Annotated in this window: 1 protein-coding gene; it reads left to right on the top strand. The window is 40.2% G+C overall.

Translation table 11 applies throughout. The annotated features are described in order from the left end of the window. The first annotated feature begins 2 nt into the window (after positions 1-2). The gene (locus M2372_RS21215; protein ID WP_123321251.1) at positions 3-13,928 is read left to right on the top strand and encodes an SDR family NAD(P)-dependent oxidoreductase; all 13,926 of its coding nucleotides are present in this window, start codon (positions 3-5) and stop codon (positions 13,926-13,928) included. Positions 13,929-14,122: the final 194 nt, after the last annotated feature.

Here is a 14,122-nt window from a genome sequence, read left to right as displayed (position 1 = left end):
CAATGGTAAATTCAACTCAAAAAATTAAGAAATTTAAGCAATTAGTAACCCATACTAATTACATTGTTCGGGATCACCTTGTTTACGAAACGAGTACGCTTCCCGGAGTAACTTTTATAGATATTATTTACCGTTTGGCAATGAAATATCTGAATACTACCCAAATTGAACTGAGAGACATCCTGTTTAAAAAGCCCTTGATCACTTCTGTTGATTTTGACCAAATGCTAAGCATTACCATGATACTCGATGCAGCGCACTGGAGAGTTACGATTTCTAGCGAAAGAACCAAAAACGGACAGTCAATTTCTGAAGGACACGAAGAGAATATGGAGGCGCTAATTTATGTAAGCGACCATACAATCGGAACCAAGCAACTAGATATAAGCAACTTTATAGAAAAAAGCACGAACAAATCGGATGTGAGCAATTTGTACGCCATTGCCAAGCAGGGGGGGATTGAACATAAGGAATTCATGAAAACCCGAGGAGTGGTGTTTCATCAGGAAAAAGAGGTTTTAATGAATCTTCATTTAAGCGATCTTGCCGAAAAGCACCGAAATATGTTCCATGTGCACCCTGCCTTTTTGGATGGTTCTACACTCGCCGGTTTATCTTTTTATCATCAAGAAATGGAACAAGGGAACATTCAGGACGAGGCACCTTATATCCCCTTCATGATACGGAGAGTATGCGTATATCACCCATTGCCAGATTCCATTTATGTGCATAGCGTCAATGCTTTTTCCACTCAAGGAAACGTAAACCAAGATATTATTTATACCGATATCGATATCTACAACAAGGAAGGAGCGCTGTTGGTTGCTTTTGAACAGTTAACCGCCAAGCGAATTCGTCATCCAAAATTAATTACCCAACTGAAAGAAAAAACATCGGCAACGCATAAAACACTCGGAACCGAAGGCAATGAACCTATTTCTCAAATCAATACACTTGATTTGAACCAACGAGATGGGGACACAATGGCTACAGCAGATATTCTGACCGCAATTATTACCTATTTGCAAAACGAGTTGGCCAAAATTTTGCATAAGCAGCCTGCTGAAATAGTTGTTAACGATGGATTTTACAATCTTGGATTGGATTCTACAGATTTGATTGCCATGGTCAATAAACTAGAGCAATATCTAAAAACAACATTATATCCAACACTATTATTTGAATATAGTACGATAAAATCGCTTGCCGAGTACATTAAAGAGAACTATTCCGCGAATTTTTTAGCGCAAGAACAGCGCCCTAAGAAAGCAGAAGCTGTTCAAGAAAAAAGTGCGTTAAATAATCAAATGGTAACCTTTCAGCCCTATTGGCAGGAGCAACCGCTCATTGAAATAACTGCTGAACAAAGAGAGATTACCAGATTGATAATCATGCTGAATGGCAGTGCCGGATTGAAGGAGGCAATTCTAAATCATACGCCAGAGCAACAGGTTATTGCAATAGAATCTTCTCAAAATGAACTGGTAGAATGCTTTAAGGAGAATTTTATTGGCTTACTTTCCGAGGTGCAAAAGTTTGCTAAAGGGCCTGCATCTATCCTACTTCAAGTGCTGAGCGATTGTTCCATAACCGGAAAATTTATTTTAGGTTATGCTGGATTACTAAAATCGGCATTTTTGGAAAATCCCCATATTAACAGCCAAATTATCCAAATACAAACCGACGCATCCGTTTCCTTTTCTTTTTTGGCAGAACAACTGAACAAACAAGCAAAATGTTTTAAAACAGGGTATGAAGAAATAATATTTACGGAGAATGGCCAAAGTAGATTCCTTAAAAAATTAAAGGAAGTATCCGTTGAAAGAGAAAATACCGGGTACTTTAAAAATAATTCGGTATATGTGATTACGGGTGGCTTCGGCGGTTTGGGCTATACCCTTGCACAGCACATTTCCAATTTGACGAAGGTTACCTTAATATTGATAGGACGGAGCGCATTAAGCCCAGAAATGGAACTTCAAATAAAATCCATAGCAGAAAAAGGATGTACAGTACGCTACGTTTCAGTAAATATAAATAATGCAATAGCGGTTAAGGCTGCTTTAGACGATGTTAAAAAGGAATTTGGTTCTATCAATGGCATTATTCATTGTGCCGGGGTATTGCGAGATCAGTTTTTATTGCAAAAAGACCCGCAAGCTGTACACGAAGTTTTTGATCCTAAATTAAAAGGATTCATATCATTAGATGAAGCAACAAAAAATGAAATGCTTGATTTTTTTGTCTGTTTTTCGTCGCTTTCGGCCATTACAGGCAATTTGGCTCAGTCAGATTATTCAAGTGCGAATGCTTTTATGGATATTTTAGTTCAAGAAAGGCAGGAGAAGGTCGACTGTGGAGAGCGCTATGGAACTACTTTAACTATAAATTGGCCTTTATGGGAAAGCGGAGGGATGCAGATAAGCGAACAGCTAGCTAATTTAATGTTTGAAACATCCGGTTCGGCGCCGCTTCCATCGAAACTTGGTTTAGAAACATTGGAGGCGCTGTTAGCTTCAAAAATGACGCAGGCGGTGGTTCTTTATGGATACAAACCCGAGCTGGAAGCGTATTATCAATCTAATTTCGACTTTGATTCAGACTCCATCCTTGACAATAAATTGAAAGTACAGGCATCTGCTTTCTCCAATCAAAAGCAAGAAATGGATAGGGATGTGATAGACAAACAAGGCGATATAGCGATAATAGGTTTGGCGGGGCGTTATCCGAATTCAGCCTCGCTCGAAGAATTTTACGAAAACCTTAGCAAAGGATTGGATTGTATTGGCTCAATACCAAAGGGGCGTTGGGAAGGCTACGACTTTTCGTATGATGTAGAAAGTCTATATAAGTATGGAGGCTTTATAGCCGATGTTGATAAATTTGATCCTTTGTTTTTCAATATCTCTCCTCATCAAGCCGAAATCATGGATCCTCAAGCAAGGCTTTTTTTAGAAATGTCTTGGAAGGCTTGTGAAGATGCTGGTTTCTATAACAATCGATCCGAACAATATTATGCTTCTTCGAGCCAACGAAGTGTAGGGGTTTTTGCTGGCGTATTTTGGAATCATTACGAGCTATTTGGTGCCGAATTAACCCAAACAGGTGATACTACTGCATTTGGTACCAGTGCATCGTCTATAGCGAACATGGTTTCGTATTGTTTAAATTTTCACGGTCCAAGTATGGCAATTGATACCATGTGTTCATCTGCCTTGACAAGTTTACATTTAGCCTGTGAAAGTATCCGAAAACAAGAATGTAGTTTCGCCATTGCCGGAGGTGTAAATGTGGTAACACACCCTCATAAATATTTATTTCTTAAAAAGGCTAAATTTTTGGCAGAGGATGGAAAGTGCAGAAGTTTCGGAGAAGGTGGCACAGGCTATGTGCCCAGTGAAGGAGTGGGGGTAGTATTGTTGACAAGTTTGGCCCGTGCCGAAAAAGAAGGCTATCCGATATATGGCGTAATTAAAGGCTCTTCAATTAATCATTCCGGCAAAACTTCTGGCGCCACTGTGCCCGACCCGAGGGCTCAAACCGAAGTGATAACAGAGGCGCTTAAACAGGCAAATGTACATCCCCGTACCATAAGCTATGTAGAAGCACATGGAACTGGAACAGCATTAGGCGACCCAATTGAAATACAAGGATTAACCAGAGCTTATGAAAAATGGACAAGCGACAAGCAATATTGTGCGGTAGGTTCATCAAAATCTGCAATGGGGCATTCCGAAGCTGCGGCTGGCATTGCCGGATTAACCAAAATACTTTTACAATTTAAAAAGAAGGAAATTTTTCCTTCGCTTCATGCCGATACCATTAATCCTTTAATCCCATTTGAGCATACACCCTTTTATTTAGAACGTACATTGAAAAAATGGGAGGCAGCGGAAATTGAATTGAATGGAGAACAGGTAAAACCTCCATTAAGAGCAGGATTAAGTTCATTTGGAGCCAATGGAAGTAATGTACACATGATTATCGAGGAATATGCAGTGAGCAGTGCTAGCAAGAGAGTTCCGAAAGAGAAAGTACCCAATTACTTTATCGTTCCACTGTCGGCCAAGAACCCAGAACGTTTGCAGGCTTATGCCCTGGATGTATTGCGTTTTTTGCAAGAAGGAGAATCAATTTCTAATGTACATCTAGAAGAGGAAGAAAATAACCTCCTTCTGAATGAACTGATACCGTTGGTAGCAGAAGTGACCGGTTTTGATAGCAAGGACTTAGATCTGGAGCAAGATTTGAATGAACTCAATGTTGATGTGGTGGTGTTTAACAAGCTGCAAGTGCTTATCAAACAGAAAATGGGACATCAAGTCTTAGATATTCCTTTTCCGACTGAGCCCTTTAACATTAAATACTTAGCAGAAAAACTGAATACATCGAATCAACAAAAGACAAACAGCATCCATGAATTAGATATTTTTAGCCTTGCATATACCCTGCAAGTAGGAAGAGAGCCGATGCCCGCGAGAGCAGTATTTGTGGTAAAAAACATTCAGGAACTGATAGAAAAATTAAGCGCTTTTACCCGGAATGAACAATTGCTTGATGGCAGTTATTTTGGAACGGTTAATTCAAATCAAGAAATCAGACTATCAAAAGGCGATTACTTACCGATAAATAATCAACCTACAGAACAGGATAAAGCTAAGCAGTTGGCAGTAGTATGGGTAAAAGGGAAGGATATTGAATGGCAAAGCCTATACGAAGAAATACAGCCAAAACGTATTCATTTGCCCACATATCCATTTTTGAAAGAACGGTATTGGGCCGCAACAAAAAATCAATTAAGTAATTTAAGTACCAAGGCAGCGAATGGATTAGAAAGTACGGTGCATAAGGCGGAACTATCGTTAATGACCTTTAGCGAAGAATGGGAAATAAAAGAGTTTCCAGAACGAAGCTCCTCTCAAAAGATAGAAACTATAGTTTGTTTTCTAAGTTCCGGGGAGCAACAGGCGTATATTTTAAAAGAAGTACAATCCAACTGTTCAGCTAGTACTCGGGTAATTTATATTTCTACTGCCGAAACGTATGAAAATACCTCAATAGATAAGTATTTCATCAACCCTAAAAATAAAGAAGAGTATAGTCGCTTATTTTCAAGTCTTGTTCAGGATAAAATAGATGCCCTCTGGTATTTATGGCCTGTTGAAGATTCAACCTATCGGAAGGTATATGAACCGCTGTTATTTTTATTTCAAGCCATTCATGAGTCAACCATTAGTATTCCTAAAATAACGATTGGGGCCTGTTATGAAAATGATCAAGAGCGCTGTTACGTTGAATCTTGGATTGGTTTTGAACGGTCATTAAAAGAAGTTTTTAGGAAAAGCTATATTCAGCTTATATTCCAAAAAACAGCCGAACTTTCGAATTGGATACATCCTTTGTTAAACGCGCCAAGTACAGGCGATGGCCGTACGGTATTGTACAAGGAGGGTAAGAGTTTTGTTCCGGTGATCAAAGGGCATCCAGTTTCTACCCAAAAGACCATATTAAGGGAGAAAGGAACCTATCTGATTACCGGAGGTTTAGGCGGCTTAGGCGTACTAGTGGCTAAGTATCTGATTAAAAAGTATAAAGCCAATCTTATTTTAACCGGCCGTTCCACGCTAAATTATGAGCAGGAAAACAAGCTAAAAGACTTGCAATCGTACGGTACCGAAGTGGTTTATATTTCCTGTAATGTTGCCGATGAGCAAAGTATGCAAAAGGCATTAAACAGTGTAGATAAACTCGCTCAATCTGTAAAGGGTGTGATGCACTTAGCTGGAATACAAGAGTATACATCTTTTCAGAATAAAGAAATTGATCGATTTCTGGAAGTGCTTGCACCTAAAGTAGAGGGAACAGAGGTGATAGATCGAATATTCTCCAATCGGAGCTTAGATTTTATTTGCTTGTTTTCTTCCACTTCAGCCATATTAGGCGATTTTGGATTTTGTGATTATGCCGTTGGAAACCGGTATCAACACACCTATGCCAGTTGCAATGAATCAAGAGAAGGAACAAAAATTCGGACAATTTGTTGGCCATTATGGCGTGAAAGCCTAATGGGAGGGAAGGCCACTGAGGAGGTAGAAAATTATCTGGGAGTTACCGGACAAGGGTATTTGGAATCGGCAAGGGGATTGGAATTAATGGAACAACTGATTTCGAGCACTTCCGCTTCAAGCTTGGTTATGGTAGGGAAAGCACCACGCATACATCAGATTTTGAAAATCGAAAATGAAGCACCCGAAATTTTACCACAGCCCACTCAAGCCGCTTCCGATTTTTATCAGGGTAGCGTCCTTTCTGAAATGGCGATGGAGAGGGTTTTAATAGACGATTTGAAGGAGCTAGTAAAAAGTATTTCTAAAATCGATACGAGCAAGTTAGAAACCGATGTGGCGCTTGCTGATTATGGATTTGATTCCGTAAGCCTATTAAATTTAGCCGACAGCATGACGGCCTGCTTTAAGGTAGAAATTAACCCCACTATGTTCTTTAGTCATGCAAACCTGTTTAAAATTAGTCGGTTTTTGATAGAAAATCATAAAGAAGCATTACTGAAAAAATACGACAGGCAAATTGTTCAAGAGTTAAGCAATCAGCACCTAAATAAACCGGTTTCGATTGAGGAAAAAGCAGCTATTCCGAAGCAAGAAGCAAATTTGATGGAAGCTTCCTTAGCGAACGAACCAATAGCCATTATTGGAATGAGCGGACGATTTCCGGGGGCTGATACTAAAGAAGACTTTTGGAACAATATACAAGCAGGTAAAAACACAATTACCGAAATTCCATTAAACAGATGGGATGTACACGAATATTACGAAACGGAGAATAATTCCACAGGAAAAAGCAATTGCAAATGGGGAGGCTTTATTTCAGGTGTAGATCAGTTTGACTCCTTGTTTTTCAATATATCCCCAAAAGAAGCGCGTTGCATGGACCCTAAACAGCGAATTTTTTTAGAAGAGGCTTGGCATGCGCTGGAAGACGCCGGGTATACCGGGAGTAAAATTAGGGGAAGTAAATGCGGGGTTTTTGTTGGAGTAGAAGAAAGCGAACATGGCTTTTTTAAGGATGAAAAAAACAACGTTATCAGCAATCAAAATGCCATATTATCGGCTCGTATTGCCTATTTATTAGACCTAAAGGGACCAAATATGTCCCTAACGGCCGCTTGTTCTTCGGGGCTTGTGGCGCTACATCAGGCCTGCTCAGCGCTTCGCAATGCCGAATGCGACGCTGCATTGGTGGCCGGAGTTAACTTACTATTATCTCCCTCTATTTATCAAGGATTAGGGAAAGTAGGAATGCTTTCTACGGATGGAAAATGTGCCGTTTTTGATCAGGAAGCTACCGGGATTGTACCCGCAGAATCGGTGGCGGTATTGCTACTCAAACCCTTGTCAAAAGCAATTAAGGACGGAGATTCTATTTACGCTAGTATTAAAGCCTCTGGGGTTAATTACGATGGAAAAACGAACGGTTTAACGAGCCCCGATCCAGTTAGTCAGGCAGAACTTATGGGAAGTATTTATGAAAAATACAACATCAACCCTGAAACAATTGGAATGGTTATGACGCACAGCACAGGTTCTAAGTTTGGCGATCCATTAGAAATACAAGCATTGAGTGCCGCTTTCAAAAACAAGACAACTAAAACTAATTTTTGTTCACTCAGTTCTGTTAAACCCCTGGTAGGGCATACCTTTGCAGCTTCCGGTATTGTTAGCTTAATGGCAACCGTATTAGCGATAAAAAACAGAACGATACCGGGTGTTTCGCATCAATTTTTAAATGAGTACATTCAACTTAAAGATACTCCTTTTAGCTTAAATACACGCAATATAGAATGGCAGGTAGCAGAGAATCAGCCGAGAATTGCTGTAGTAAGTACTTCAGGAATAAGCGGAACCAACGCTCATGCCGTAATAGAAGAGTATGTGCCGGCAGCGGATACGTTAATTGCTATGACTTTACCGATGTTAATTATTTTGTCGGCGAAAACAAGCGATCAGCTAAAAGCAACTGCACAAAGGCTACAAGCGTATATCTCAGAACATCGAGAGGTAAGTATAGAAGATTTGGCTTTTACACTCCAAACAGGGCGCGAGGAAATGGAAATCCGTATAGCTTTTGAGGTAAGTTCTACAGAAGAATGTTTAAAAGAACTTAATTTATTCCTTCAAAATAACGCGGCTAGTCATCAATACCAAGGCAGCGTATACACACAAAACCAAACTAAGTTAATTTCAACTACTTCCTTGGGAGACTTGGCTAAACAATGGGTTATGGGAGCAGCTGTGGACTGGAGTAGTTTATACAGCACCCAACCAAAAATACTTCATTTGCCCGGGTATGCATTCTCAACAGAAACCTATCCTGTGCCACTCGGAACCGGATTTGCTTCGCGTTTAGCGAAAGGAATTAAAGAAACGCTGCATCCTTTACTGCATCAAAATTGCTCAACCCTGCATGAACAAAGGTTTACCACATCCCTAAACAGTTCCGATTTTTTTCTTTCCGAGCATAAAATTAAAGGGAGAGGAGTGCTTCCTGCTGTAGCCTATTTGGAAATGGCACGAGTGGCTGCGATCGAATCGCTCCCACATTTGAAAGATACAACATCCTACCGATTACAGATTAAAAATGCGGTTTGGGCAAGGCCGGCAGAGGTTAAAAAAGAAAAATTGCTTTTGACAACAGAAATTAATCAAAACGACAAAGGCGAAATTTATTTTGAAATAAAAAGCAAAAGCGACGAAGACGACAGTTGGGTAGTCAATAGCCAAGGCAATATTTCAATACAAGAAAATAACGCGGTTATTACAGATTTTAAGGCGGTGTTCGAGCGGCTTAGTCCATCCTCAGTTCCAGTTTCATTTTATTATACAACGTATGCGAAAATGGGGATCGAGTACGGGGATGTTTACCGCCTAATGAATGAAGTGTACCTAGCACCCAACGAAGTATTGGCAAAACTAGTTTTACCCCCTCATTTGGAGTATACACTGCAAGAATACAGCATACATCCGGGTTTAATGGATGCTGCATTACACGCATCTATTGGCCTTATGAATTTAGATGGCGATCATCAAGTTACCTTAACTTTGCCATTTGCTTTAGACGAGGTAGAGATTAGTAAGAAATGTACCCCTCACATGTGGTCATGGATCAGGTATGTAGACCCGAATTCGAACAAGGGAAACATCAAGAAACTGAATGTAGATTTGTACGACGATGCCGGTGAAATATGCATTCGCGTAAAAGGCCTGTCGATACGCGAGGTGGATAAAATGATTTCGGTTCAAAACAACACTTCCGAAATACAATCCATACAAGTAGACGAGTCTCCTTTAACGCAAAATAATCCTGAAGGAAAATTGGATAAAGTTTTGATGAAGAAAACGATTCTTTTTTTGAAGGAGCAAATTTCAAGCGTGATAGATGTTCCTGCCAACCGTATAGATGAGGTCATGCCGATGGAAAAATACGGTATAGATTCGGTGATGGTGATGGAACTAACGAAAGAACTGGAACGGACTTTTGGTTCTTTGCCTAAAACACTTTTCTTTGAGTACCAAACCATTGCAGAATTAGCGGTACATTTTGTGGAGGCTTTTCCAGAGCTAATGCAGCAGGTAACCGGATATTCAACCGATACAACCGCTCCAGCTGTAACTCGGATAGTGGAAAATAGAAATTCAAGCATCCCTTATACTTCTAAGAAGGTTGTAAGGTCCGAAAATAATGGCCATTCAGAAGAAGATATAGCGGTAATAGGGCTTGCCGGAAAATACCCGGGCGCCGAAAACACAGATCTGTTTTGGCAGAACCTAAAAGAAGGGAAAGACAGCATTACCGAAGTACCCATAAATCGTTGGAATCATAGTTTGTATTATGACAAGGATAAAGAGGCAAAGAATAAAACGTATGCTAAATGGGGGGGATTTATCGAATCTGTAGATGAATTTGATCCTTTATTTTTTAACATTGTTCCTATAGAAGCAGAAATGATGGATCCTCAAGAACGATTATTTATGCAATGCGTCTACCATACTCTCGAAGATGCAGGGTACACACGCCAGTCAATCTCAAAAAAGTTCAATGGAAACGTCGGGGTTTTTGCAGCTTCCATGTACAGCGAATATCAATTATACGGTATTTCAGAAACGCTTCAAGGTCGTCCGTTGGTGTTACCAGGCAATGCATCATCTATAGCAAATAGAATATCGTACTTCTGCAATTTCAACGGACCGAGCTTAACCATTGATACCATGTGTTCGTCTTCTCTAACGGCATTACACTTGGCTTGCCAAAGTATTCGCCAAGGCGATTGCCAGCTGGCAATTGCGGGAGGTGTAAATGTATCCATTCATCCCAACAAATATATTATTCTCGGTCAAGCCAGATTTGCCTCAAGCAAAGGGCGTTGTGAAACCTTTGGTAAAGATGGTGACGGATATGTTCCCGGAGAAGGAGTAGGTGCGGTATTGTTAAAGCCACTATCACAGGCAATAGCAGACAAGGATCAGATATACGGCGTGATAAAAGCCACAGCAATTAATCACGGAGGAAAAACGAATGGATATACGGTGCCCAATCCGAAAGCACAGGCAGCGGTAATAAAGAAAGCGATCGAAAGATCGGGGATAGACCCTAGAACCATTAATTATATCGAAGCACATGGAACAGGTACCTCATTAGGCGACCCAATCGAGATTGCTGCCCTTACCATGATACTTAAAGAGTATACCACAGATTATCAATATTGTTCCATTGGTTCGGTAAAAACAAATATAGGGCATTGCGAAAGTGCGGCCGGTATAGCCGGATTGACCAAAGTACTGCTTCAACTTAAACATAAACAATTAGTGCCCTCTCTTCATTCTAAAATAGCAAATCCGAACATAGATTTTAGTCAAACACCTTTTCATGTACAACAGGAATTGGAGGACTGGAAATCTACCGGGACAGAAAAAAATGGAACGGCACAAACCCTTCCCAGGAGAGCAGGATTATCCGCTTTTGGAGCAGGAGGTTCTAACGGGCATGTAATTATCGAAGAATATATTCCTCCTGTAAACGAAAGGAGCGACTTGGCAACTGAGCCGGTTTTAATTGTTTTGTCGGCAAAAAATACAAAGCAGTTGAAAAAAAATGTAGAAAAACTGTTGCAGGCCATTAAAGCAGGATTAATTAAGGAGGATGAGCTAGTTTCTATGGCATACACCTTGCAAACGGGTCGAGAAGAAATGGAGGAACGCTTAGGAATATTTGCTAAAACCCTCTCAGAATTAGAAGTGCAATTAATGGCATTTTGTAAGGACGATAAAACCGCAAATCAAGTATATACGGGACATGTTCAATTCAAAAAGGAAATGGAAACCTTATTGGATAAAGAGGAATTAAATGATTTAATCGTTAAATGGATTGGACAAAAAGAGTACGAGAAAGTATTGAAAATGTGGCTGAAGGGAGCATGGGTTGATTGGGAAAGTCTCTATACGAACGAACGTCCATACAAGATGAGTTTGCCGGCCTATTCCTTTGCAACAGAGCGCTATTGGAAGCCTGAAAACACTCTTTATCATAAAATAGAGGATGTAAAAGAGAAGGGTAGCCAATCTTTGGAGCTTCATCCCTTACTTCATACGAACATTTCAGATTTTTATTCGGTTAAATTTACTTCTTCCTTTACGGGAAAAGAGTTTTTTCTAGCAGACCATGTGGTCAATGACACAATCATATTGCCCGGCGTAGCGTACTTGGAGATGGTACGAGCAGGCTTAAATCAAGCGTTTAGCTTAGAAAAGGACGAGTCTCCACTTGTTTGTTTTTCGAATGTATCCTGGCTTAGACCACTTGTGATTGAAGAAGGAGGACGAGAAACTTATTTAGAACTATCAGAAAATGAGGACGATGTTGTTAGCTTTGAAGTTACGGGCAATAGTGAAGCCGATAAAGTACTTCATGTACAAGGAAAAGTAACCATTTACGAGCCGGAAGCTCCGGTTATACTAGACCTTAACCAGTTAAAGACAATTTGCAATAAGTCAAGCATTGATGGAGCGACTTGTTATACAGCATATCAGAATTTAGGAGTAAAGTATGGTCCTGCTTACCAAGCTATAGAGCGTGTATATAAAGGAGAAAATCAACTGCTGGTAAAATTAAAACTCCCCTCGTTTTTAAAGCAATCAATCAATGAATTCGCGCTGCATCCTTGTATGGTAGATGCAGCTGTACACGCTTCCCTGGCATTTACACTGAACGAATCGCTTAGCTCAACCAGAACAGGAGCTTTGCTATTTGGAATGGATAAAATGAAAATACACGGTAGCTGTAGCGAAGAAATGTGGGCGACTGTAAAATTTTCAAAGAATAGCAAAATAGAAGATAAAGTACAGAAGTTAGATATTGAAATTTGTACAAGCGAGGGGCTACTGTGTGTAAGCATGCATGGCTTTTCATCTCGTTCATTGAATAACAACGAGGTTGCAAAATTGGATGCCGGACATTCCTCGGTTACTACAATCGAGGAACCTAGCCCCTTGAACGGAGAGGCTAGGTTACTAAAGCCAATGTTAGAAAAGAGTAGAATTTCAGAAGGAACACTGTATCCCGAAGAAGATAAACAGGTGTTAATTGTTGGCGGAGCTGATGAAATCCAAGGAGTAGTTAAAGCGCAATACCCTTTGGCTAAAACCTTAAATATCAGAGTGGATGCTGAGATGGATGAAATGCTAGCTGAATTAAATAAGACCGAGAAAATTGATCATATTGTATGGTTAACCCCAGAGAATTATCAAGATTTGACAGCAGAAAACTCCATTATAAAGACGCAAAAGCGTATCGTAATGAGCTTCTTCAGGATGATTAAGGCACTTTTAGCCTTAAATTATGGAACATCGGAGCTGGGTTGGACCATTTTGACAGCTAAGGCTTATGCGCTGTTAAAAAATGAAGAGCTTAATCCGGCACATGCTTCTCTCCATGGGTTAATCGGTTCGCTGGCTAAAGAATATCCCAATTGGAAAATTAGGCTAATTGATTTGGCAAAAACCACAGAATTGCCTCCTGTAAATCTATTTACCTTACCGGTTAATGCAATGGGCGATGCATGGGTATATCGACATAAGCAATGGTATCAGCTTAATCTAATACCCATTGAGCCACAAAGCCAGTCCGAAAACAGGTATAAAACCAATGGAGTATACGTGGTAATTGGCGGTGCTGGTGGGCTGGGCGAAGTCTGGACTAGCTACTTAATTAAACATTTTCAAGCGCAAGTGATTTGGATAGGACGACGACCAGAAGACGAACAGATAAGGCAAAAATGCGAAAATTTGAGCATTTATGGGAAAGCTCCAATTTATATATCAGCCGATGCCACAAATATCGATGCGCTTCAGAAAGCGTATGAAAAAATAAAAGCTCAATACAAAACAATTAACGGGGTAATACATTCTGCAGTTGGTTCCTTAGACCGAAGTTTAGCCAAAATGGAAGAGGATCTTTTCAGCGAAGGTTTATCGGCAAACGTCGATATAAGCGTACATATTGCACAAGTATTTGGCAAGGAAAAGCTCGATTTTGTGCTCTTCTTTTCATCTATAGGTTCATTTGGCAAAGCTTTGGGCCAAAGCAGTTACGCAGCAGGTTGTACATTTAAAGATTCGTTTGCCATTAAGCTGGCAAATGAATGGACATGCCCGGTTAAAGTGATGAATTGGGGCTACTGGGGCAATATAGGTGTTGGGGGAGTGGTGCCCGAAGCATTTAAAACCCGATTGGCAAGATCAGGAATAGGTACCATTGAACCGAATGAAGCAATGGCGGCTTTAGATACCCTAATAATGTCGCCCCTAAATCAATTGGCACTGATAAAAGTAATTTCTCCTGCCAATTCTGGCACTTAGGACAGAATAAAAGAATACATTTTTCTAACCAATCCTTTAACCAATCCGAACCGTCCCTCAATCACGAGAATTAAGCGGTCTGTCAGCTGCGATGTTTTATTTCCCAATCAACCTTTACAATTGGGGCATTTCCCTAACGAAAAATAAGGCTATTCTTTTCAATTATATACAGAAATAGAACAGAGTGTTTGCAA

The organism is Chryseobacterium sp. BIGb0232 (genome assembly GCF_024810195.1).
In the GTDB taxonomy this organism is placed as follows: Bacteria; Bacteroidota; Bacteroidia; order Flavobacteriales; family Weeksellaceae; genus Chryseobacterium; species Chryseobacterium pennae.
Note: the sequence above shows the minus strand (reverse complement) of the source record. Positions and strands in the feature narration are given on the sequence as shown.

Coding starts and splice junctions, on each gene's coding strand:
- M2372_RS21215 (WP_123321251.1), top strand. CDS start 3: ATGGTAAATTCAACTCAAAAAATTAAGAAATTTAAGCAATTAGTAACC.